This is a genomic window from Enterococcus silesiacus, assembly GCF_001886225.1.
Classification (GTDB): Bacteria; Bacillota; Bacilli; order Lactobacillales; family Enterococcaceae; genus Enterococcus_L; species Enterococcus_L silesiacus.
The window spans coordinates 44,502-68,420 of the sequence record NZ_JXLC01000020.1 but is presented as its reverse complement, the minus strand read 5'-3'; the positions used below and the strand labels follow the sequence as shown (position 1 = coordinate 68,420).

Sequence of the window (23,919 nt, the reverse complement as noted above, 5' to 3'; positions counted from 1 at the left end):
GAAGAAGATGGACTTTTTTGAAGTAGTGAACCCTCACGTTTCAGAGTTAACGAAAAATGAGCACCTACTGTTTGACTATGTTGTGAAAAACCTAAATGAAATTAAAAATAAAAGTATTCGTGAAGTGGCGGATGACTGTTTTGTCTCCACCACTACCTTTCTTCGATTTGTTAGAAAAATTGGTTTTTCAGGATATAGTGAATTTACAACGGTTGTCAAATATACGCTTTTAAATCAAAAAAAAGAGGAAAAAGTCAGTCCTTTTGTTGTTTCTCAAAAAGATTACCGAGAAGAGTATTTAAAAAATATTAATGAATCAGTTCGGGTGATCGACAAAAATAGTTTAGTCAAAGTTGGGGAATATTTAAAGGGAAAACCAATAATCTATCTATTTGCTAAAGGCATGAATAAGCAACTAATGCAGTATGTGAAGTATTTATTTGTTGCTGCTGGCTTTTTAGTTGTCTTTCCGGAAGATCAAGCGATGCGGGCTGTTGTTCAAAAGCAAATCAAGACCGAAGACCTGGTGTTGATTTTGACCTATCAAGGAAAAGACGAAGAGTGGATTCAATTGATTCAGCGTTTAAAGAATACGACACACCCTCTACTAGTTTCGATCACAGGAGCAGATAATAATGTCGTTCAAAATATGAGTGATGTTAATTTTTATATATTTACAGACGAACTTTTTTTGAATAAAATGGAAATTACTTCGCATATTTCAATGTTAGCAATTATGGAACTGATTTTATATCAATATTTAGATAATGCAGAAGAAGGAGAATACCATTTGGTGTTTAAATAAATTGAGTCGCTAAGTCTTGTAAGGAAACCATCAAATTGTATAACAAAAAAGTTGTCTTGAACATTCTCAGTTCAAGACAACTTTTTTGTTATAGTTTGCCATAATCATGTTGATGTTTTGGCATATACTTTAAAAAAGAATACGCAGCTAGAGTAATCGCCGATAACGTTGCACCTGTAACTAAAAATTTTGTCATGAAACATCTGTCCTTTCTTAGTCAATAATTGTATGATCAAGTGCAAAAACTGCACGTACGTGGACGGTAGGATTCGAACCTACACCTCATCGGGTCGAGAATAAACATCCGTTAGTCCTCAAAGAGTTTTAACACCACGTTCATCCACAAAATATATTGGTTGTTTACTATGATTAAACTATAACCTTAATAGATTAAATCAAACATAAAAAAGGTTGAAGAAAATGTGAAATCGTTTGAACTTGTTATGAAGAGTATGAATATCTTTCTTAATTAAAAAACAAAGCATTGACAAAATAATAAGCTTACTGTCATTATTTTTTGAAGAGAAATAACAGGACTACAGGAAAGTGGGCTTGTAAGCAGATAAGCCAAGGAGACATTCTTGTTCAAGAGAACAAGGTTGCGTAACTGTAAATTTGAAAAAACTGGTTTTAAATAAGGTATGCTATAATAAAAAAATATGAACTAAATTGGCTATTTTTAACTATAGAAAAGAGGGTGACTAAACAATGTGGAATACGAAAGAGGAAAAGTCAGCTGCATATCAGCTGTTGATACAGCAACAAGCAGCTATTATTGAAATCGAACATGATAAAATTGCTAATCTTGCCAATTCATCGGCTTTGTTAGCTGATGCATTAGCTAATACTGTTTTTGCTGGTTATTATTTATTTGATGGTAAAGAATTAGTTTTAGGTCCATTTCAAGGAAAGGTTTCTTGTACTCGCATCACAATGGGAAAAGGTGTCTGTGGTGAATCAGCCGAGAAACGTGAAACATTAATCGTTGAAGATGTAAAAAAACATAAAAACTATATCTCTTGTGATTCGGCAGCTCGTTCTGAGATTGTTGTGCCTATGATTAAAGATGGGCAGTTATTAGGTGTTTTAGATCTAGATAGTTCAGTAACAGATGGCTATGATGAGGTGGATCAAATGTATTTGGAAAAACTTGTTGCGACCCTGTTGAAAAATACAATCTTTGATTGAAATATGAGCATTCCTTTCGCTTAATCTATTTTGTCGTGAGATAATTAATCAAAATAGCTTGAGAGGATGACGATCATGTTAGAAGTCTATTTAAATTTTAAAAACGAAGCGGCTACTGCAATTGCTTTTTATGAAACTGTGTTCGAGGTGAAAAACGATGGAATCATGACTTTTGCGGATGCACCAGAAGATCCTGAACACCCAACACCTGAGGCGTGGAAAGATTTGATTATCAATGCGTCAATGACAATCGAAGGTGTACCTGTTATGTTCTCTGATGTGCCAGATGGAATGGGATTAACATTTATTGAAGGAAATAATGTATCCTTAGTAATAAGCACAGAAGATGAAGCTAAAATTGATCGGATTTTCAATCGACTGGCTGAAGAGGGAAAAGTAACCATGCCGCTTGGAGAAACATTCTGGTCAAAAAAATATGGGATGGTCGTTGATAAATTTGGTATCAATTGGATGCTTAATTGCTACGTTGAACCTTGATTTTGAAAAAATTAATAAAATAAAGATAAATCATCAATGGATTTTGAACAATTAAATCTGTTGATGTTTTTTTATTTAAAAAATTCTGTAAATTGGTTAAAAAAACTACGTTTAATTTAGTTGAAATTTTGCTATAATGATTTAGGTATTATACGAGGAGGGAAAAAGTTTGATCGGGTATTTATATCTTTTTATCGCCATAATAAGCGAGGTCATCGCGACAAATTTGTTAAAAGCAACTGACGGTTTCAGTAAGCTATTGCCATCCGTGGAATGCTTGATTGCGTACGTTGTTTGTTTTTATAGCTTATCTAAGGCAATCAAATATATGCCATTAAATGTAGCGTATGCACTTTGGGGAGCAGTTGGAATCATCTTAATCACAATTTTTTCAGTTGTTTATTGGAAAGAACAAATCAATACCCCAACCGTGATCGGTATTGGTTTTATTGTGATTGGTACGATTTTGGTTAATACGTTTGGAACTGGACATTAATTCTTTTGATCTGAAAACTTGTTTAAAAAGTGTTATCCAGTTGCAAAGGAAAGGTGGTTAATCAACACTTGAGCCTTTAAAAACTAAGATAAATATGTTATACTAACAAAAGCGTATATTATGCTATTTAATCTTAACGGGGACGTTACGGATTCGACAGGCATAGTTGAGCTTGAATCGCGTTTCGTAGGTTACGTCTACGTAAAAACGTTACAGTTAAATATAACTGCTAAAAACACAAACAATACTTTCGCTCTAGCTGCGTAAAAACAGCGGGTGAAGATCCTCCCGGCATCGCCCATGTGCTCGGGTAAGGGTCTCAAATTAAGTGGGATACGCTAGATTTTTCCGTCTGTAAAATGTAGAAGAGATCATCAGACTAGCGAGAGTTTGGGCCAGTTATGCGGCATGAACTTCAGCGAAGCCTTAAAATAGTATGACTATGAACGTAGAAGTTTAAGTGGCAATGTGTTTGGACGCGGGTTCGACTCCCGCCGTCTCCATTTATTTTATGGAGACAGACAGTAGAAACGTTGATGTACAGAGGTTTGTACAGCGTTTCTACTGTCTATTTTTTTGCATTAAATGCCATTTTAAATGCCATCCGGTTTTCATTTATTCAGATTGCTTCATATTGAGAAAATCAAAAAGGAACGAAAAAGGTATACGTTAGTGCGTATTCACACTAGTTCGTATTAGTCTTTTTACTCCCGCCGTCTCCATTTATTTTTTAAAATAGGTGCTAGAAACGTTGATCTGTAGAGGATCATAAGACGTTTTTAGCACCTGTTTTTTGGTTGACCAAGAGGACTGACCACGATTAATTATAAAATGACAAATAGATGGAGCTACCTCTTTAAGTCGTACTTCCTTTAATGAAAAGTAAATATCTATTCCAAAAATGAATTGAAAAATTTATTCTTATTGTAAGAATAAGTGTGATGTGTTAACATCATCGTAAGCGCTTTATTTTTCTTTTTGAATTAGAAAGGTGGATATGTATGGAGGGAAAATGGGAATCTAAGTTGATGAAATCCGAAATGCAGAATAATAAAAGAGGAAAACAGTTTTTAGATTCTATTTTAAATATAGAAAAAGCATTACGCAATGGATCACCAATATTTGTAAAGTTAAAAATAGAAGATATTGTTTACCCAGAATCAACCGACTTTGAAAAAGTGAATATAGTGGAGTTAACAAGAGCTGGGTTGAAAGTATATCAACAAAAGCATTTTTTGAAAGCTGCTGAAGAATCTTTTTATATCCCTTTTGATTCTGATGTAGTAGCTAAAGTCCATTTAGTTCGCTATTTAGTGTTAGGAACAGGTGGAGTTCCTTCAACAGTAGTCTATACTATGTACGAGGTTATTAATAATTCATATAAGTATATATTTATATGTGACTCCATAGCTTGTGTTTCAGAGTTAGAAAAATTTTATAAAAAAAATAATCTCAAACTGGAAATTCCGATAGAATACAGAAAAATCTATGATAATCTTACAGTTGAAGATATTAGAAACAAGGTTATTGAGGATAAAGAGAATTTTGAAGAACTTCCTATGGGAATGTTTTTACCAATTATATAAGTTGATGAATGTCTTCTGTTATTTGTGAAATGGTGATTGATTATAAAGAAGATAGTGATAATTATTTGAATTTGACCCATCATGTGAAAAACTATTCAATCATTATAAAAAAATATACTTCGGAAATAATAGCTGAAATTAATTGTAAGATCGAGGTGAACAATGAATTATGGAAAACGGCTGCTCGTGAAGCAAAGTTACCAAAAGCTATATTAGATCCAGCAAATAAAAATCTTACAAATACTGAGAATAAGATAGCCTAACCTCTAAGATAGTCATTATAGTGGAAAAGTTATCGGGTATGTGATTTTTTTATTGCTCTTTTCATTTATTTGACGTTGCCATTCATAGTTCAATCTGATTTTTTACGGTCTGTTTGGCAATGAGGATAGTAGGCACACTAGGTCTGATTCTCAGTTTTGCAACAGCTAATTCCGTAGTGAAAAAAGATGTGTTTACAACACTACGATAATTACAGTACTAGTTAAAGTACTTCAAATTAAATAGAAGGTAATGAAAATCCTTTAAACGTTCCTTCTCTATTTTTAGTAAAAGTAAAAAACAGTTATAAAATCCTTTAAAAAGGGTAGTTATAACTGTTTTTCATTCTTATAGAAAAGAGAGTGATATATTTTTTGTATTTATTTTACATTCTCAAAATTAAATTCATGTAAGCAAAAAAATGTGTTAAAGTATTGAACTGATTATTTAATAAGTAGATTCAATTAAACCAACTTCAGCAAGCGTAAAAATTCTTTTGAAGCACTTGAAAAGATTTGATCTTTCTTCCAAACAATGTTGATATTTGCGGTTAATGGTGGTGAAAAGGGAATAAAAGTTAGGTTTGTATTAGCCGTATTCACAATACCATCAATGCAAAGGACGCTTGCGACACCTTCTTTTGCCAATAACGAGGCATTATAAAGCAGGTTATATGTGCCAACGACATTTAGATGTTCTATATTTCCTCCAAACCATTCCGACAGCTGATTATCAACGAATGATTGATTTGAAATGAGTAAAGGGGTATGTTGAATATCTTTTGGTTGGACTGTTTTTTGGTTCGCTAACGGATGCGAGTTATTGACTAAAATCCCCCAATTATCAACTAAAGGCAGCCGTATATATTCGTATTTCTGCTTTTCTACTGGGTCGATAACGAGTCCAAAATCTAATAGTCCCTTATCAATTTTTTCCAATACATCATCTGCATTCCCACTATAAAGGTGGATGTTAATTTCTGGATAGTTGTCCCTAAGTTCATGCAAAATACGAGCAAGAAACTCAAAAGCTTTGGTTTCTCCACCGCCAATCGTTATTTGTCCGCTAATGACTTCATTTTTAATAAGATTTGTTGTTGTTGACTCAACTAAAGATAGAATTTCTTTTCCTCTATTCATTAAATAGATCCCATCTTCCGTCAATGTGATACATCGATTTCCCCTAATAAATAATGTAACACCTAACTCTTCTTCTAATTCTTTTAATTGTTTTGAAAGAGTCGGCTGAGACAGATGTAAGACTTCAGCAGCTTTACTAATTGTTTTTTCTCTTGCAACGGTTAAAAAATAAGTTAACACACGAAGTTCCATTTAACATTCCTTCCCATAACTAAAAAGAATAGTTATGCATGCTTTATTGGTATTAGTTAAGTATAAACGATTCAGGTATAATTTGGATAGTGAAAACTTAATGAATACGTAAGGGGAGGGAAAGGAAATGCCAAACATAAGGTTACAACAGAAAATTGTAGGTAAAGAAATAGTAAAGGATTCACCTTTATTTGAAGAAATCCATTTGGTAAAACAGCATAATGAGCGATTGTTAATGTTGTTGAATGCACAATATTATTCTAATGAAGAGATTTTACAGCTTTTAGAGAAAATTACTGGACAAACGATTGATTCATCCGTAAAAATATCGCAGCCTTTCTATAGTGATTTCGGGAAGCATATCACATTTGGCAAAGATATTTTTATTAATCAAAATGTGACATTTGTGGATTTAGGTGGTATTACAATTGAAGATCAAGTATTAATTGGACCAGGCTCTAGCTTAATCACAGTCAATCACTTGATTGCTCCTAAAAAAAGACGTGGTATCAAAGTAGAGCCGATTCTCATTAAGAAAAATGCGTGGCTTGGGGCCAATGTGACTGTTTTACCTGGTATTACAATTGGAGAAAATTCGATTGTTGCGGCGGACTCCACAGTAACAAAAGATGTCCCTGATAATGTAATTGTAGTAGGAAGTCCAGCTAAAGTGGTTCGGAAAATTGAAGAAGATGCAACATAAAAGAAAGAGTGGGTTTCTATTTCTTTTATTTCTAAGCATAATGATTTGTTCTGGTTGCACAGCAAGTTCCGCCACAAAAGACCCAGCATTAAACAGTTCAACAATGAAAAATAGTAATTCAGGCAAACACTCGCTAGAAGAAAATGGAGAAGTAGCTGTTATGAATATAATGATTGAAAAGAAACCATTTCAAATTGAATTGGAATCTAATCAAGCCACGAAAAAATTGATAGCTCGACTTCCACTGAATCTAAAAATGAATGATTTACATGGGAACGAAAAATATGCTTATTTATTAGAAACATTACCGACAGAGATAGAACAAGTAAATGAAATTGAAAAAGGAGATGTCATGCTTTTTGGTTCAGATTGCCTTGTCTTGTTTTATCAAACGTTCTCTACTAATTATTCATATACTAAAATAGGCAAAGTAAAAGAAGCAGATCAACTTGATTTCATATCAGAACTAGAAGCAATCAACGTCGTATTGACACCATAAAAATAACAAAGGAGAGAGACAAATGGCGATTAAGGATAAAGTAGTGATTATTACAGGAGCCTCATCAGGAATAGGAGAAGCAACAGCCATGCTATTAGCTGAAAAAGGAGCAAAATTAGTATTAGCAGCACGCAGAGAGGAACAATTGCAAGCGATTGTTGAAAAAATTAAAGGGAATTCTGGCGAGGCAGTTTATTTAGTAACCGATGTAACCAAGCGAATGGATAATCAAAACTTGGTAGATTTTGCTATTGCAACATACGGAAGGGTAGACGTTATCTTTTTAAATGCTGGTATTATGCCCAATTCGCCATTATCTGCACTCAAAGAAGATGAGTGGGACCAAATGATTGATATCAATATCAAAGGAGTACTGAATGGTCTGGCAGCCATCTTACCCTACTTTATTGAGCAAAAATCCGGACATGTTCTGACAACATCATCCGTAGCTGGACTCAAAGCTTACCCAGGAGGTGCTGTTTATGGGGCAACGAAATGGGCGATTCGTGATTTGATGGAAGTCTTACGAATGGAATCAGCGCAAGAAGGAACTAATATCCGTACCGCAACAATTTATCCGGCTGCAATTAATACAGAGTTACTTGATACAATTACAGATTCAAAAACTGCTGATGGGATGACTAGTTTGTATGATAAATATGGTATTGCGCCAGAGCGTGTAGCGAGTATTGTTGCGTATGCAATCAATCAGCCGGAAGATGTGAATATCAATGAATTTACTGTAGGGCCAACTAGTCAGCCATGGTAATGTGAACTTGTTCTAGTAAAAAAATAGTTAGATTAAAATTTAAACCTTGTGTTAAAGTACACTTTAAGTTGTATAATAAATGTTAGAACAAGTACAAGACTGAGAGGATGATAAAAATGGAGTATGCAAAATTAGGCAATACTGGACTAGATGTTTCAAGGATTTGTTTAGGTGCAATGAGCTTTGGAGACCCTAAAAATTGGATTCATAAATGGGTACTTGAAGAAGAAGAGAGCCGACCGCTAATCAAAAGAGCCCTAGAACTAGGTATAAACTTTTTTGATACTGCTAATGTTTATTCTTTAGGTAGAAGTGAAGAAATTTTAGGCAAAGCGTTGAAGGACTACGCAAACCGAGATGAAATTGTACTAGCGACAAAAGTTCACCAAAAAATGTTTGATGGCCCAAATGGACAAGGATTATCAAGAAAAGCCATCATGTCTCAAATTGATCAGAGTTTGAAACGTTTGCAAACAGATTATGTTGATTTATATATCATTCACCGTTGGGATCCCTATACACCGATTGAAGAAACTATGGAAGCATTAAATGACGTTGTTAAAGCTGGTAAAGCAAGATATATTGGTGCTTCTGCAATGTATGCTTATCAATTTCAGCAAGCAAACAATATAGCAGAAAAAAATGGTTGGACGAAATTTGTTTCTATGCAAAACCACTTAAATTTGATTTATCGTGAAGAAGAACGTGAAATGATTCCCTATTGTCAGTCTGAGAAAATTGCACTTACACCGTATAGTCCAATGGCATCAGGACGATTAATTCGAAATGTTACAGAAGCAACCAAACGAAGCACCACAGATGTTGCACAAAAAGCTAAATATGATGAAACAGCTGCTAAAGATCAGATAATTATAGATCGCGTTGCTGAATTGGCTGCCAAATATGAGACGAATAAAGTGAATATTGCCTTAGGATGGTTACTACAAAAAAATCCAGTAGTTGCACCTGTTATTGGCGCAACGAAAATGAATCATATTGAAACAGCAGTAGGCGCTGTAGATTTCAAATTAAGCCAAGCAGATGTTCTTTATTTAGAAGAACCTTATATTCCGCATAAAGTAGTAGGACACGTTTAAAAAAATAAGGCCGAGACAAAAGCGTTTAGCTCCGAGAAATAAGAGGGAATTCACGAAAATTGCTTTTCAAATTTTTGTGAATTTCAGCTTATTTCCGAAGCCTTCAAATCTTAGTGCTTTAGCACTTAGAATTTGATGTGATCGAAGTATAACGTAGTAGCTGCTTTTTTCTCGCCGTTTATTCGGATTTAGAGCGCGAAACAAAACTTTTTTTTAGTTTTGTCCCACGCTCATTTTTGTTATTTTCCTAAAATAAAACGATCTCCAGCAGCCATTATCTGGATTCTTTCAGGATTGGTTACTCTATGAATCAGATCAGCTGGATTTCCATTGAAAACATTCATATGAGGAGCATCAACTGTTCCCCAATGAGACAAAAGTAAAGCAGTATTTGGATAAGTGTTAGCAAGTTTAATTGCATTATCTAAGCCAATATGCCATTCATTATCAGAAAAATCAAAGAGAATTGCATCGGGTTCAGGCATTTCTAAATGGGATGGTAATAACTTGGAGTCGCCAGGAATCCATAAGGTTCCATCTGGTGTTTCAATCCAAAATCCACAAAAGTCCTCTAATTTAAAGACACGATTGTATTTTTTACTTTCATTTTGCCATAAATGATCAGCAGGTGTTAACGTTATTTTTAATGGACCTTCGTTAAAAGAAGCGTGTATTTCATGACCAAATGCTTCAAACATCATTTGTTCTTTAACTAATCCAGCTACATATTCAGGTGCATGGAGAGCATTTGTCAGCGGTAGCAATTTTGTTAAGGTTGCTATACTAAAATGATCATTGTCAGCATGGGTGATAAGAATACTATCCAGATGTAGTACTTGATCCGTTTTGATTGGCATTTCAATTAACAAAGGCAAATCAAATCCTTCTAAAACTGGATCAACCATCATGCAATAGCCTCTGCTATTTAAAAATATACCTGAATTTCCTAGCCAGCGGATTTCAGTATGATGACTTTCTTGAAAGGCTTCTGCGCCAAAGGAAATGGTTTTTGGTGGTGTTGCTTGTGGTAGTTCGTTCATTATTTTCTCCTTCTCAAGAACATTATTTTTTATAAACATCTTTAGCAATTGTAAAAGCTGACCAAGCTTTAGGCCATCCAATATAAAAGGCAAGATGAGTAATGATTTCTGCCATTTCTTCTTGAGTAATCCCATTTTCTTTTGCTTTTCCCATATGAAAGACTAACTGTTCAAAATTACCACCAAAAATTAAAGCTGTAATTGTAACAATTGAGCGATCACGTGGATTCAATTCCTCTTCTCTTGACCAAACTTGACCAAATAAAACATCATCATTTAGTTCAGCAAATTTTGGTGCAAATTCACCAAGTTGGTCACGTCCTGCTGTAATTTTTGTCATAATTGATAACCTCCTAATTTTACATCTGTTTAAAGTATACACCTTAAAGTGTACTTTAAATCAAGTGGAAATACTGGTAAGATAGAATGAACAAATACTTAAATAACAGAAGAGGAATTAATGATTATGAATATTTCAGAAGTTGCAGCAAAATATGATATGACACCTGCTACGATACGCTACTATGAAAGTCAAGGGTTAATACCTACTATTACTCGTAACCAATCAGGAACTAGAGATTTTCAAGAAGAGGATTTAAATTGGGTTGAATTCATTAAATGTATGAGAGATTCAGGATTGTCTATTCATTCTCTTTCAAAATATTCAGAGTTATATCAAATTGGTGATCAAACACTAATGGAAAGAAAAGAAATTTTGGTGGATGAATATCAAAAACTTTTAAAGAAACAGGCATTAATTAATGGAACTGTTGCTAAATTAGAAAAAAAATCGCGAATTATGATGTTAAAATAAAAAAATATGAGGAAGAAATAATTACAGAAAAAGAACTAGGCTAGTTTAAACTGGAGGGAAATGAAAATGTATCTTTTTCAAAGAATTGAAGAAGCAGTCTTTAAGCAAAATGATGCCCGACGAATGATTGGTGAATTTATTCTTGAAAATCGTGACCAACTAAAATCTTACTCGATGGAAGAGATTGCCAAGAAAACCTTTACGTCTAAGCCAACCTTAGTTCGATTTGCGAAATATTTTGGCTATTCTGGTTGGAAAGAATTTATGTATGCTTTTACTCATGAAGTGGCTTATCATGACGATAATGCTTACGTAGATGTTGATCCTAACTTTCCATTTTTAGCTCAACACGATACGTTAGAAATCATCGGAAGTATTGCGACTTTAAAAATTCAGAGTATCAAAGATACTGTTTCTTTGATTTCGACAGAGGATCTTAATAAAGCAGCAGCACTTATTTACCATGCTAATAGTGTTGTGATTTATGGGACGAGTCCAAATTATTATTACGGTGAACTCATCAAAAGAAATTTGTTATCGATTCAAAAGAAAGCAATCATGGCTAATTCTGGTGAAAGTGGTATCATCACACAAACATTGAATAATAAAGATTGTGCAATTATGATTTCTTATTCAGGGAGTAGCTTTGACGACAATCCAACCAGTAATGTAAAATCATTAATGAAAAATTCTGTACCAATTATTAGTATTACAAGTGGCGGCGAAAACTATTTAAGGGATTATTCAGATGTGGTACTTAATATTTCTAGTAAAGAAAAATTATATTCCAAGATAGCCAATTTTGCGACACAGGAATCCATTCTATTTATTCTCGATACTCTATTTGCAAAAATATTTTCACTTGATTATGAAGTCAATAAAAAGAACAAAATTTCAAATTCAAAGTTATTAGAGTCTAAAAGACAAGCTACCTTTAAAGAGTTATCTGAAAAATTTTAGGAATTTAAAGCATTTAGAAGAGTAAATTCTTCTGAATGCTCTTTTTTCTGTAAATTACATGCTTAAATAGGCAAAATCATAAAATGAATTTCATTAACAGCGGCTTGTTTTTGTTTTTTTCGGAATATGTTTCGAGATGTTTTGAAACTATTGGTAACGCTATCAATAAGTGGTAAAGTTCGATTAGAAACAAGAGTTGAATAACCGGTTCATTCAAAATAGGATCTTGTTATATTGAAGGGAGAAATCCATGAGTAAAAAGTATGAAAAGTTGGCTCAAGACATTGTTGAGAAGTTAGGTGGAAAAGAAAATATAACAGATGCCTATCATTGTCAAACACGTCTTCGTTTTAAATTAGTAGATGAGCAAAAAGTAGATAAGGAAGGCCTTGGTGAGCTAGAGGGAATAGCGACTTACTTGGTAAATGCAGGTGTTCATCAGGTTGTTATAGGGACACATGTGAAAGATGTCTTTGAGGAAATTGATAAAAAAGTTGATGTGACTGCAAAAAATGAGCCACCAACAGAGAAAAAAAGCATATTTAATGTCATTATTGAATTTGTAACTGGTACATTCCAGCCAATTATTCCTGCCTTATCTGGAGCTGGAATGGTGAAGGCTGTTCTAGCCTTGTTAGTTGTTTTTAAGGTTGTTTCTGTTGAATCACAAACGTATTATTTATTGAACTTATTTGCAGATGGTGTATTTTTCTTCCTACCGATGATGTTAGCCTTTACAGTTGCTCAAAAGTTGAGATGTAATCCTATCTTGGCAGCATCTGTTGCAGCAATGATGATGCATCCAAATTGGGGTGCATTAGTTACAGCTGGGGAGCCAGTTAAATTTTTTGATATTATTCCTTTTAACTTAGCTACTTATACTGGATCTGTTATTCCGATTCTTTTAATTATTTTGGTTCAATCTTATGTGGAGAAATTCCTCAATCGTGTGATACCAAAATCAGTTGAATTGGTTTTTGTACCAATGTTGACTTTCCTAATTATGGGAACTTTGGCGTTTTCAGTATTAGGTCCGATTGGTAGTATTATTGGTGGTTATCTGGCAGCATTCTTTACATTTTTAAGTGTGAACGCAAGTTGGGTACCAGCTGTTTTAATCGGTGGTTTTTTACCAATTATGGTGATGTTTGGCCTGCATAATGGTGTGGCTCCTTTAGGTGTGATGCAAATGGCAGAACTTGGTTATGATAGTATTTTTGGTCCTGGTTGTGTTTGTTCAAATATCGCTCAAGCCACTGCTTCTGCAGTAGTTGCGTTCAGAACAAAAGATAAAAAATTGAAGCAACTAGCAGTATCGGGTTCAATTACTGCATACATGGGGATTACTGAACCAACATTATATGGTGTGAATTTACCTAAAAAATATCCGTTGATTGCTGCTATGATTGGTGGTGGAGCTGGTGGTTTATATGCTGGATTAACGAATACACACCGCTTTGCAACTGGATCATCAGGTTTGCCTGCAATTTTACTTTATATTGGTGATAATTCGATGGCTTTTTTCTGGAATATTGTGATTGCTTTGATCATTTCAGCAGTCGTATCAGCCGTATTAACCTATATTTTAAGTTTTAAATTTGAAAAAGAAGTGGAAATCCCATCAGTTAAAGAAGTTATTTTAGAAGATACAACAGTAACTAATCCTATTAAAGGGAATGTTATTCCTTTGAGTGAAGTACAAGATGGTGCTTTTGCATCAGGGGCTCTTGGTAAAGGATTTGCTATTGAGCCAATAGAAGGAAAAGTGATTGCACCATTTAATGGAAAAATTGAAGCTATTTTTCCAACAAAACATGCGATTGGACTTGTGTCGGATACAGGAATAGAACTGTTAATTCATGTAGGTTTAAATACTGTAGAGTTAAAAGGTCAATATTTTGATACCTTAGTAGAGTCGGGGCAAACAGTAAAAAAAGGACAGGTAATCCTAAACTTTGATTTGGAAAAAATAAGAGAAGCTGGCTATGAAATGCAAGTGCCAGTTGTGATAACCAATACCCCTCAATATTCTTCAATTGAACTAACAACTAAAGGACAATTAGCAAATAACGAAGAAGTATTAATCGTTAAAGTGTAAAGATAATAGAATGACCATCTAAATGGATAATAATTAAGATTGATAGTTTTGAAAAAAAGAATAGGAGCTGTAGAATATGACTTTAGATAAAAATTTCTTGTGGGGTGGGGCAACAGCTGCAAACCAAGCAGAAGGCGGTGTATTAGAAAGTGGCAGAAAGCTTTCTAATATTGATGTATTACCATGTGGTGAAGATCGTAAGAAAGTAGCTTTAGGTGAGTTGGAAATGTTAGATTGGCAGGACGGCTATTATTACCCTGCAAAAGAGGCAATTGATATGTACCATCGTTATATGGAAGATATTCAATTATTTGCGGAAATGGGGTTTAAAGTTTATCGAATGTCATTGTCATGGTCTCGTATTTTCCCTAATGGAGATGATGCTGAACCAAATGAGGAAGGTCTTGCATTCTATGAAGGTATTTTTAAAGAATTAAGAAAGCATCAAATTGAACCATTAGTAACGATTGCTCACTTTGACGTACCCATTCATTTGATTAAAGCTTATGGTGGTTGGAAGAACCGTCAGTTGATTGAATTTTATACACGGTATGCTGAAACAGTTTTAAAACGGTATAAAGGCTTAGTTAAGTATTGGTTAACAATTAATGAAATCAACATCCTACTACATCAGCCTTTTGTTGGTGGAGGCATTATCTTTAAAGAAGGTGAAAATCAAGAAGAAATTAAATATCAAGCTGCGCATCATCAACTAGTAGCAAGTGCTTTAGCAACTAAAATTGCCCATGAAGTTGATTCAAAAAATCAGGTTGGTTGTATGTTGGCAGGTGGTAGCCATTACCCCTATACGTGTCGCCCAGAAGACTATCAAGAAGCAATTAATCGTGATCGCGAAGGCTATTTCTTTATTGATGTCCAGGCACGGGGAAAATACCCAAATTATGCCTTAAAAAAATTAGCACGAGAAGGTTTAAATATTGTAATGGAAGCAGGAGATGAGGAAATCCTTGCAGCATCACCAGTTGATTTTGTGACCTTTTCTTATTATTGTTCACGAACGGTTAGTGCACATTCAGAAGATTATGAGCAATCAACTGGCAATATTTTTGCTTCAATAAAAAATAAAAACTTACCTTCAACTGAATGGGGTTGGCAGATTGATCCATTAGGTTTAAGAAACTCCTTAAATCAACTATATGATCGCTATCAAAAGCCTTTATTTATTGTTGAAAATGGCTTGGGGGCAATTGATAGGCCAGATGATAATGGGTATGTAGAAGATGAGTACCGCATTGATTATTTACGAAAACATATTCAAGCATTTAAAGATGCCGTAGAAATTGATGGCGTAGAATTACTTGGATATACAACTTGGGGCTGTATTGATTTAGTTGCTGCTAGTACAGGACAAATGAGTAAGCGTTATGGGTTTATTTATGTGGATCGTGATGACGAAGGAAACGGAACCTTAGAGCGTTCTAAAAAGAAATCTTTTTATTGGTATCAGCAGGTAATTGAGACAAATGGGGAAAATCTTTCTAGTAAAAATTTGAATGTGGGGAAGTAAGTGTTAGGTTTATAAGATAATAAAAAAAGTAATTTAGAATAGATACAAATGTTAGTTATTTACCATGATTTATTTTCAAATAGGGTAAAATGCTAAACAAATTCAGTTTAATTTAAGGTAATGATGTATATAGAGATTTATAAACTCTATTTCGTTGTTCAAGTTCATTCCGCCTATGGAGGCAGACAGTATAAAAGATAATGTACAAACCTCTGTACATCAACTTTTATACTGTCAATTTTTTTAATGGAATGCTCATTTTTAGTTTAGCTATAATTATCAATAATGGGAACATTGAAGAAGTGGTGATATGGGTGACTACAAGTAACGTTGAACAAAGATGGAACCTTTAATACTTTTAAATACTATTTTGAACAGTATGGATTAGGGGAGTATGATAACTATCAAAGGATTTATATGAATATATTGCTATCTATTATTTGTATTGATTTTATAGAATTCTACAGTATATTGGTGTTTAGGAGTAGGAGTAATGATTCTTCTTTTTTGTGTCATTACTAGTATAAAGTCTGACAGAAAATAAGTTTATAACAAAAATAATTCGAAAAAGATAACGTTACAGCTGAGTTTTACAACAAACGATTAAATTAAAAAAAATAGTAGTAGGTGAAAGAATGTCCGTATTATTATTTCCAATATTTCCGCTAGTGACTTTGTTCTTAGCTTTATTCTTCGGAATAAAAAAATTTCATTCAAGAGTATTTTGCTTGTTAACCGCGGGTATTTTTGTATGTATACAGTTAGCTGTTGGATTCAGATTTTCCGATACATCTATTGTGCAGACAACTATTTATATCCTAGTGATATTATTGTTATTAATTATACCCATAAACTATTTTTGGAAATTTGATGAACGAAATGTCAAAGTAAAATCAATCGAAATAATAAGTTATGTTATATTGAATCTGGTATGGGTATTAATTGTTTTTAAAACATTTGTACTTGGATTCTCCCTTTTTTTATCTATAGAAATGGGAATGTTCTAATAAATTACATGGAAAAGTTCCAAACTACTTATGGGTTCTATATTTGAATAAAAAGTGTTAAAATGATAGTTTTTTGTGGTCCACAATACTGCATTATCATCGAATAGCGGTTTTTTTCTTGAACAAAAGCATCATGCCAATCACTACAATAGAAAGAGTAACTGACACTTTTTGTATAATCGTTTTTTTATATGAGACCGTAAGTTTGTGATCGCCTGAATCAAGTTTGACTGTGACTAAACCAGCTTTATTATAGGATTTGACTACTTTAGAACCATCCATTACCTCATAGCCTTTGTAATAAAATTTAGGCAGTTGAACTTCTTGAATGCCATTTGTTTGAAACGTATAGCTACTATAGCTGTATTTGTTACTCATTTGGTTAGACGAATTAGCATAAGGAATGCCATCGATGATTAGACCCGGAGCAGCAAAATAACTTTTGAAATCAGTATCTTTGATGAGATACTCTTTTCCATGACCAATTTCAGATTCATAAAAGTTAGTATAGTTTTCATTGGTCACAGTCACGTTATTTTGAATGCTACTCTGCATTAGGTTGTTCACGTTAAAGCTGAGTGTTAAAAAGCTACATAGAGCAATAAATAAAATTATATTTTTGTTGGAAAGAAACTGAAATTGGTCAATCAAACAAACCGCAAGCAAACTTGTAAAGAAGGATGCAAATAATAATAATCTCCAGGGAAACTGAATTGTTGCTAAAACAGAGACTTTAAAAAGACCCCATGGGAAGATATTTGTAGCTAATAAGAGCGTAAAAATAGCCGCTAATGCAAGGCGTTTATTTGTAGGCGTTAGTGTTCGAAAGCGAATAGCAGCAACAATTATAGCACCTAAGAGCAATAGACCAATATTAGGTTTTAATTCAGTGAATGGCGCACTCAAATTGGAAAGACTATTTATAAACAACTTACCTAAACTAAAATTTAAACCGCTTGTCCAAAGTGTTGTGTTGCTAAAGTTAAACGTTAAATGATCTATTTGTTCAAGATAAGGAAATAAAAACCATGCAGATAATCCAAGCGATAATAAACCAGATTGAATCAGGCTTTTGATTTGCGGTTGCTTACATTTTTTCCAATTGATCAATAGGAAGATCAACAATAGGACAAAAGAATAGAAAGCAGTAATCAAATGACTGGCAATCAATAAACTCATTCCAATGCCCAATAATTGCCATCGATGTTTATCGCTGTAAAAAATTGAATAGACTCCGAGAACAAACAATGGCAAGAAGGCAAAAGCTAAAGTTTCTCCAAGCGCTGCACGGACTGATTGATCAATTAGTCGATAGGTAGAAAGTGTATAAAAGCAAGCAAACAAAAGTGCTTGTTTTTTTGCTTTTTTTATAGAATATAGAAAATAATAAGAAGTAATCGCAGTAACAAAACTGATCAATAGTTGATATAAATAGTAGGAGGGGACAAAAGAGAGTCCGATTATTCTAAAAAGAGCAAAAGGCAATAATAAGATAGAAGGATAGAATAGATCGGCACCATAACCAAAATTTAAGCCCATTGTTGGGAAAACGCGAGGGAAAAAATCAAAGTGTCTGACGGCTTGAGAATAGCTTTCTAATCTTGTTCTGTGGAAGATTAGATCGTCTTGACTAAAAATGTAGTTATTAAAAAAATAGGGAAAGATCGAAAGAATACTGATCCATAATAAAAGTAATAAAATGATAATGTTTGCTTTGTTATATTTTATATTCAAATGTGTTCGCCTGCTTTATCTAATTTTCTTTATTTTAACAGAATAATGAATAAAAATATAAAATAATTACTATTAAGGGAGAGTATTATCTTGGTGATATGAATGTGTTACTAATTTTCGAAGTTAAAAAAGCAGATCAGAATAATGAATAAATCAGCTTTTGAAAAATTAATTTAGAGTATTTAAAATGGAAAAACAGTAAAATGACAAATAAAAAATATTTATTAACCAAAGGGTTGATATTTGTAACACAATGTAGTATTATAAATGTACCCTAACAGTATTTTCATTTTACTCAATCCGAGTAATACTCCTTATCCCACCTTGAAAGAGGTGGGATATTCTTGGTTTTAAGCTAAACTAAGATTCTTTTAATAAACCAACTGCATAACTTTGTAGCATTTTTTCGCTATCTTTTTCGTGGATTAAGATCTTTACTTCTTTTTTTACCTGTTCTGCTTGTAAAGTATCACCAGTGTTTTCTAACAAATGTATAAAATCATAGACACGCTCTATATAAACAAGTTCGCCTTCAATAATATAGTTCAGCAGATTGGTTAGATATTGAAGGTTTAACTTAAAACTGTAGTTTTCATTTTGCTTATCTTGTTTTTTAGCAAGTTTTATATATTTTTTGGCACTTTCATAATCCTTTTCATACAATCGTTTCGAAATTAAATTGATAAGTATATTATACGCAAATTTTTTAGTCGTAAAATCACGTTGTTCTTCATATTTTATTGGAAACATTCTTGCAAGTACTAAATCCGCTTGCTTTGTATTAAAAAACCGAGTTAAATTTGCGGTAATAATGTAGTCATATTGAATATAGAAAGATTTATTCATTAAATCTTGAAAAATATCGGTTATTTCTTCAAAAGTCACTGGATCAACTTCCTCCCAATGAGCATTGAAAAAATTTTTAATGCCAATATAATTTGATAATTCTCGTAATGTCTTTTTATCTTTATCTTTCAATGAATAATAATAGTTCAGTAGTTTTTGTTTTGTACTCTTATTTTCTAAATGCGCACCGCAGTAATAAAAAGTTTCTCTGAAATCTTGTTGCTGTTTATCGAATGTTGTAAAACTAAAGAATTCGTCAACGCTAATAGATGTTTGGTTCAATATTTCTTCTAATTCATTTACCTTAAGAGCGCGTTTACCACTTTCAATTTTTGAATAGGTGGACGGATCAGTGAATTCGGACATCATTTCTCTTTGAGGTAACTTCAATTTAAGTCTAAAAAAACGTAATGTTTCTATGATATTCAAGAGTTTCTCTCCCTTCTTATGCGATTATAGCATGAAATGATTAGGAAATTCCTATTTTTAATAAAAAAGTGAATATTTTATTTGATTTTTATGCCAATTTCGCACTTTTTGAATTTAATACTTTATTTTTTTTGACTTGTTTGCTATTCTTTACCTAAGGAAAATTATTTGTTTGCAAACGTTGATTTCTAAAAAATGAGTAGGAGGTGTGTTGATGATTTCATTAATAGCTGCTGTAGCAAGTGTTATTTCTGTATATGTAATTACAGGAGGAGTCTAAAACGTATTAAACTATATCTTGTTTAAAGTAATCAAAAAAAATTTTTGTAAACAAAGAATTTAACTAAAAAAACTAAATGTATAAATAAAAAGTGCGTAACAAAAAAAGTGCAAAATAGTAGCTTCTGATTTACTTTTCCTGTTGAATGAAGTAAATCAGAGGCTATTATTTGATTTGTCTTTAATCATCTTATCTTAGTTAGTCCGCTGTAGGTCCAGGAGTGACATAGGCTTGTACACCATACTTAGCGGCTAGACTTTTTGAAAACATTTTTTCTTCAGCCATTTTCATATAATCAAAAAATTCAATTTCACTATCAGTTGGCATTTCTCTGGATAGAATTTCCTTATTATAGGTTAAAGCAATTGCTTCTGAAAAAAAGTAAGAATCATTTTTAGAAATAGAAAGTCGCAATGTATCGCCAAAAAGAATATCATTTTCTTCAGAAAAAGTATCTTTTTTCTGAGAGACTAACCAAGTATTATGGAAAGTTGTTGTAATCTTGATCAAATTTTGTTCCATTGTTTCTCCTCCCGTTACTGTAATACATATTCTTTCTTTTATTATATCAAATAGCACGTAATTTTGGATAAAAAAGCAAAATAAAATCAATTAACTTAGAACTTTCTATTTATTTTTTTAAGAATTGAATCAAATTATCGTAATCTGAAAAGTACAAAAGAGGATTTTTTCTATCTAAGATTGTCTATATTTTAAATATTTGATATGATAAACGAGGATTTTGTCAGAGCGTTAGCTCAACAAAAGTTAAGGCTAGAAAATAGGCCTTCCTATTTTTGTTTGCTTATTTAAGCTAAAGTAATTCTTGTTAACCAATAGTAGTGAAGAATAAAAGGAGTACAGTTATGAAAAAAATCACACTTGAACAGTTTAGTATCTTGTTGGAAAATAGAGAAGATCGTTTTGCAATCATTATTAATCATTGGTTTTATTACATAGAAAAAGGACGTATTTATCGATTCCAGCAACATAATAACACGAAACTGATGACCTTGATGGGCTCATTTTATGAAGATGATATCAATGAGGAAACATTAATGAGTGAATTGAAAAAAAGTATTATCAATCAAATGCAGTATGATTGGTTTACCGATGTCTGGAAAGAAACCATTATTGAGCGAGTTAGTCGTTCGCCGTATGCTTTAGAAGTGTTCTTTTTTTAGAGATAGAAATTGCTGTGCATATTATTTGTAAAAACATTGGCATGATAGTAAGATAAATTTATCCTAACAATAAACTTTTTTTCATTTACTCTCATGAGTAAGACTCCTTGTCCATCTTCAAATGAAGGTGGGCTCTTTTTAATAAGTTAAATAAAGTTTACACGAAAATTAGTTGTATTTTTAGTTATTTTTTGCTAAGATACAGTCATATGAATAAAAATGGTTGGGCGCAAGCTTCAAGGATCAGGTTCTTCAAGGGGTGAGAAGAATGGTTTTTTGAACTTACGCCCTTTTTTTATTTTTCAATCAAAATTTTTAAGGGAATACGTTTTGCGTTTAAATAAAGGCAAGAGTTATTCTCTTTTTGATTGTAAAAAAAGGGCAGACATTTAATAATAAGGATGAAGACAAAATAATCCGATGCTAGGGGTGAAAAAATGGTTTTAGAAGCACTAGATAGAATTCGTGAAGCAGAAGCAGATGTTGAAAGAATGAGACAAACGGTCAAGACAGAACTGAGTTTGTATGAGCAAAAAAAGGCAGAGAAATTTAAGCAAAAACAAGTAGCAAGTCAGGAGAAAATCACCGTATTACTTCAGGAATTAGAGACACAAAAAAATGCGGAGCTTCAGAAAGAAAAAGATATTTTGCTTAGTGAAGCGAAAGAACAAAATCAAGATTTTAGAGAAAAATACGAAAAGAATAAAGCATCTATTATTGATTATGTAATAGAAAGGGTGAAAAAAATCTATGGCAGTCAATAAAATGGAAAAAATGACGATCATCGCTGCCTCCGAAAGAGAAGAAGCAATTCTTCAAGCAATTCAAGGTATGCAGGCAATCGAAATCAAAGATTTTTTTCATTCAAGTGTAGATAGTTCTTATATAGAAAAAAACTTCGCCTCGACATTGTTGACAGAAGACGATAGTCAAAAGAAACGTTTTCAAACAATGCTGACGGACATTCAAGATTCACTAACCTTTATCGAACGTTTTTCAGAAAATTCATCAAAAAAGAAACCATTAAAAAGACAAGTTCGGACACTGATTTCTTTGGAGGAGAGTTTCGATGATAAAAAAATCAGTGGTTATTTAAAGGAGATAGCTGAGCTAAAGAGAGAATTGGCAAGAATTGATTCTACGAGAAAAGAGTTATTGACCAAGGAAAAATGGCTTGCTCGCTGGCAATATTTAGATATTGTGCCTCAAAAAAATTCATTTGAAAATACAGATATTATACTAGGATCAATCAGTTCAGCGAATCATGCGTTATTTTTAGCAGATATAGAAAGTCTCAGCTCAGTTTATGTTGAAGAAATTTATCATAGTCAAAATCATGTCTATTACAGCTTGGTTTACTTAAAGAGTCAATTAGCAGAGGTAGCAAAAATCACTGAGCGTTATAGCTTTAATGAATTTAATTACCCATATGATATGTTACCTAAAGAAGCCTACCAGCAGAATAAGGAACAATTAGCACTGTTAGTTGAGCAGGAGAAGCATCTGAAGAATAGCTTGTCTTCCTATCGAGCTCATTTGGAGGAATTGTACCTTGCTGAAGAGATGACTTATGCGTATATTCATCGTGAAGAAGCGAAAAAGCATCTGCTGAATACAACTTATTTTTTTATTATGCAAGGTTGGATTCCTGTAGATGAAAAACGAGAATTAACCACTGCATTACAAGATGCGTTACCAAAAGATGAGGTGTATATTACATTTGATCAGCCGACAGATATGGAAATTCAAACAGACATCCCAGTAAAGCTAAAAAATAATTCTCTCGTAGCGCCGTTTGAGATGCTTACAGAAATGTACAGCTTACCAAAATATGATGAAATCGATCCAACACCGATCATGACCCCATTTTATATGGTATTTTTTGGAATGATGGTGGCAGATATCGGCTATGGTTTGATAATGCTTTTTGGTGCATTATTTGCACTGAAGTTGCTAGTTTTACCTCGAGGGATGAAGCGATTTGCTGATTTCTTCTTAATATTATCGTTTCCAACAATTATCTGGGGTTTTATTTATGGGTCATTTTTTGGTGTGGCTTTGCCGAAAGTATTGTTTGGCCTTCAACTGCCATTTCCAATTTTATCGACGACAGAAGATGTAAATACGATTTTGATTTTATCGGTTATTTTCGGGTTTATTCAGTTATTGACTGGGTTAATGGTTAATGGGATCGAACTGACCAAGCGTAAACGATATTTGGATAGCATCAGCGAAAGTTTTGCATGGCAAGGGTTACTCGTAGGTATTTTGATTATTGTGTTAGGGATGCTGATATTCAGTAATGATGGGTTAGTGACAGCAGGAATTGTTGTGGCGGTTATCTCCGCTTTATCCATTGTGATTGTGCCGATCATTCAAACAAAATCAAAAGTCAAAGGCTTAGCTAAAGGTTTGTATGGTTTGTATGGCTTGACCGGTTATATTGGTGATCTAGTCAGTTACACTCGATTGATGGCTTTAGGAATTTCTGGTGGTAGTATCGCTGCGGCGTTTAATATGTTGGTTGAATTTATGCCGCCTATAGCAAGATTTACAGTCGGGATATTATTGATCATCGCGTTACATGCATTGAATCTCTTTTTAAGCTTATTAAGTGCCTATGTACATGGTGCGCGATTACAATATGTAGAGTTTTTCGGGAAGTTTTATGCCGGCGGTGGCCGTGCCTTTAAGCCGTTAAAAACAGAAGAAAAATATATGAACATTGAAAAAAAATCAAAAGTCAAAGAATAGTGGAGGAATAAT

Annotated in this window: 22 protein-coding genes, 1 other RNA gene, 1 pseudogene and 1 other annotated feature; of the genes and pseudogenes, 18 read left to right on the top strand and 6 right to left on the bottom strand. The window is 33.1% G+C overall.

From position 1 onward, the window contains the following. Nucleotides 1-7: 7 nt before the first annotated feature. From RV15_RS13260 to RV15_RS13230, 7 genes are all read left to right on the top strand, one after another. Nucleotides 8-805 (top strand): MurR/RpiR family transcriptional regulator, encoded by a 798-nt coding sequence (locus RV15_RS13260; protein WP_071878501.1) that lies wholly within the window; start codon nucleotides 8-10, stop codon nucleotides 803-805. 708 nt (nucleotides 806-1,513) lie between these two features. Further along, complete coding sequence (locus tag RV15_RS13255; protein ID WP_071878500.1) at nucleotides 1,514-1,993, top strand: GAF domain-containing protein; 480 nt, start codon at nucleotides 1,514-1,516, stop codon at nucleotides 1,991-1,993. 66 nt (nucleotides 1,994-2,059) lie between these two features. After that, nucleotides 2,060-2,491 carry a VOC family protein gene (locus tag RV15_RS13250; RefSeq protein ID WP_071878499.1) on the top strand — a complete coding sequence of 144 codons (432 nt, stop codon included), beginning with the start codon at nucleotides 2,060-2,062 and terminating at the stop codon, nucleotides 2,489-2,491. 172 nt (nucleotides 2,492-2,663) lie between these two features. Continuing rightward, nucleotides 2,664-2,987, top strand: a complete 324-nt coding sequence (locus RV15_RS13245; RefSeq protein ID WP_071878511.1) for a DMT family transporter — start codon at nucleotides 2,664-2,666, stop codon at nucleotides 2,985-2,987. A 138-nt stretch (nucleotides 2,988-3,125) separates the two neighbouring features. Next, nucleotides 3,126-3,493: a transfer-messenger RNA gene (gene ssrA, locus RV15_RS13240) on the top strand. Between the two features lie 495 nt (nucleotides 3,494-3,988). Next, complete coding sequence (locus RV15_RS13235; RefSeq protein ID WP_071878498.1) at nucleotides 3,989-4,573, top strand: hypothetical protein; 585 nt, start codon at nucleotides 3,989-3,991, stop codon at nucleotides 4,571-4,573. Nucleotides 4,574-4,602: 29 nt separating this feature from the next. Further along, nucleotides 4,603-4,836, top strand: a complete 234-nt coding sequence (locus tag RV15_RS13230) for a hypothetical protein (RefSeq protein WP_217265827.1) — start codon at nucleotides 4,603-4,605, stop codon at nucleotides 4,834-4,836. A 462-nt stretch (nucleotides 4,837-5,298) separates the two neighbouring features. Here RV15_RS13230 and RV15_RS13225 read toward each other — a convergent pair whose 3' ends face one another. Beyond that, nucleotides 5,299-6,165 carry a LysR family transcriptional regulator gene (locus RV15_RS13225; RefSeq protein WP_071878496.1) on the bottom strand — a complete coding sequence of 289 codons (867 nt, stop codon included), beginning with the start codon at nucleotides 6,163-6,165 and terminating at the stop codon, nucleotides 5,299-5,301. A 127-nt stretch (nucleotides 6,166-6,292) separates the two neighbouring features. On the opposite strand from RV15_RS13225, the gene RV15_RS13220 reads away from it, so the two are divergent. The 4 genes from RV15_RS13220 to RV15_RS13205 all read left to right on the top strand — a co-directional run bounded on the left by RV15_RS13220 (nucleotide 6,293) and on the right by RV15_RS13205 (nucleotide 9,233). Then, complete coding sequence (locus RV15_RS13220) at nucleotides 6,293-6,868, top strand: DapH/DapD/GlmU-related protein (protein WP_071878495.1); 576 nt, start codon at nucleotides 6,293-6,295, stop codon at nucleotides 6,866-6,868. A gap of 40 nt (nucleotides 6,869-6,908) precedes the next feature. Further along, a complete protein-coding gene (locus tag RV15_RS13215) occupies nucleotides 6,909-7,367 on the top strand; it encodes a cyclophilin-like fold protein (protein ID WP_245791370.1) in 459 nt (152 codons plus the stop codon). Nucleotides 7,368-7,389: 22 nt separating this feature from the next. After that, the gene (locus RV15_RS13210) at nucleotides 7,390-8,136 is read left to right on the top strand and encodes an SDR family oxidoreductase (RefSeq protein ID WP_071878494.1); all 747 of its coding nucleotides are present in this window, start codon (nucleotides 7,390-7,392) and stop codon (nucleotides 8,134-8,136) included. Between the two features lie 116 nt (nucleotides 8,137-8,252). Beyond that, the gene (locus RV15_RS13205; RefSeq protein ID WP_071878493.1) at nucleotides 8,253-9,233 is read left to right on the top strand and encodes an aldo/keto reductase; all 981 of its coding nucleotides are present in this window, start codon (nucleotides 8,253-8,255) and stop codon (nucleotides 9,231-9,233) included. A gap of 239 nt (nucleotides 9,234-9,472) precedes the next feature. Here the strand turns inward: RV15_RS13205 and RV15_RS13200 are convergent, their stop codons facing one another. Beyond that, complete coding sequence (locus RV15_RS13200) at nucleotides 9,473-10,273, bottom strand: MBL fold metallo-hydrolase (RefSeq protein ID WP_071878492.1); 801 nt, start codon at nucleotides 10,271-10,273, stop codon at nucleotides 9,473-9,475. A 22-nt stretch (nucleotides 10,274-10,295) separates the two neighbouring features. Next, the gene (locus tag RV15_RS13195; RefSeq protein ID WP_071878491.1) at nucleotides 10,296-10,613 is read right to left on the bottom strand and encodes a carboxymuconolactone decarboxylase family protein; all 318 of its coding nucleotides are present in this window, start codon (nucleotides 10,611-10,613) and stop codon (nucleotides 10,296-10,298) included. A gap of 126 nt (nucleotides 10,614-10,739) precedes the next feature. Between RV15_RS13195 and RV15_RS13190 the strand changes: the two are divergent. The 4 genes and pseudogenes from RV15_RS13190 to RV15_RS13175 all read left to right on the top strand — a co-directional run bounded on the left by RV15_RS13190 (nucleotide 10,740) and on the right by RV15_RS13175 (nucleotide 15,673). Further along, nucleotides 10,740-11,131 (top strand): annotated as a pseudogene (locus RV15_RS13190) (MerR family transcriptional regulator). Nucleotides 11,132-11,153: 22 nt separating this feature from the next. Continuing rightward, a complete protein-coding gene (locus RV15_RS13185) occupies nucleotides 11,154-12,047 on the top strand; it encodes a MurR/RpiR family transcriptional regulator (RefSeq protein ID WP_071878490.1) in 894 nt (297 codons plus the stop codon). 250 nt (nucleotides 12,048-12,297) lie between these two features. After that, on the top strand, nucleotides 12,298-14,145 hold the full coding sequence (locus tag RV15_RS13180) for a beta-glucoside-specific PTS transporter subunit IIABC (RefSeq protein ID WP_071878489.1): 1,848 nt from the start codon (nucleotides 12,298-12,300) through the stop codon (nucleotides 14,143-14,145). A gap of 76 nt (nucleotides 14,146-14,221) precedes the next feature. Beyond that, a complete protein-coding gene (locus RV15_RS13175; RefSeq protein ID WP_071878488.1) occupies nucleotides 14,222-15,673 on the top strand; it encodes a 6-phospho-beta-glucosidase in 1,452 nt (483 codons plus the stop codon). Between the two features lie 1,103 nt (nucleotides 15,674-16,776). Here the strand turns inward: RV15_RS13175 and RV15_RS13165 are convergent. The 3 genes from RV15_RS13165 to RV15_RS13155 all read right to left on the bottom strand — a co-directional run bounded on the left by RV15_RS13165 (nucleotide 16,777) and on the right by RV15_RS13155 (nucleotide 20,491). After that, a complete protein-coding gene (locus RV15_RS13165; RefSeq protein ID WP_245791368.1) occupies nucleotides 16,777-18,219 on the bottom strand; it encodes a glycosyltransferase family protein in 1,443 nt (480 codons plus the stop codon). A gap of 555 nt (nucleotides 18,220-18,774) precedes the next feature. Further along, the gene (locus RV15_RS13160; protein WP_071878485.1) at nucleotides 18,775-19,689 is read right to left on the bottom strand and encodes a helix-turn-helix domain-containing protein; all 915 of its coding nucleotides are present in this window, start codon (nucleotides 19,687-19,689) and stop codon (nucleotides 18,775-18,777) included. A 478-nt stretch (nucleotides 19,690-20,167) separates the two neighbouring features. Then, complete coding sequence (locus tag RV15_RS13155; protein ID WP_071878484.1) at nucleotides 20,168-20,491, bottom strand: hypothetical protein; 324 nt, start codon at nucleotides 20,489-20,491, stop codon at nucleotides 20,168-20,170. A gap of 344 nt (nucleotides 20,492-20,835) precedes the next feature. Here RV15_RS13155 and RV15_RS13150 point away from each other — a divergent pair, with 344 nt between their 5' ends. The 3 genes from RV15_RS13150 (at nucleotide 20,836) to RV15_RS13140 (ending at nucleotide 23,907) form a co-directional block, all read left to right on the top strand. After that, nucleotides 20,836-21,153 (top strand): hypothetical protein, encoded by a 318-nt coding sequence (locus RV15_RS13150; RefSeq protein WP_071878483.1) that lies wholly within the window; start codon nucleotides 20,836-20,838, stop codon nucleotides 21,151-21,153. A 221-nt stretch (nucleotides 21,154-21,374) separates the two neighbouring features. Beyond that, nucleotides 21,375-21,422: a sequence feature (sodium ion sensor (DUF1646 type); this cis-regulatory element may regulate processes involved in with the transportation of sodium ions), on the top strand. Between the two features lie 168 nt (nucleotides 21,423-21,590). Continuing rightward, nucleotides 21,591-21,917, top strand: a complete 327-nt coding sequence (locus RV15_RS13145; RefSeq protein ID WP_071878482.1) for a hypothetical protein — start codon at nucleotides 21,591-21,593, stop codon at nucleotides 21,915-21,917. Continuing rightward, nucleotides 21,904-23,907 carry a V-type ATP synthase subunit I gene (locus RV15_RS13140; protein ID WP_071878481.1) on the top strand — a complete coding sequence of 668 codons (2,004 nt, stop codon included), beginning with the start codon at nucleotides 21,904-21,906 and terminating at the stop codon, nucleotides 23,905-23,907. The genes RV15_RS13145 and RV15_RS13140 overlap by 14 nt, the downstream gene beginning before the upstream one ends. The last annotated feature ends 12 nt before the right edge of the window (nucleotides 23,908-23,919 follow it).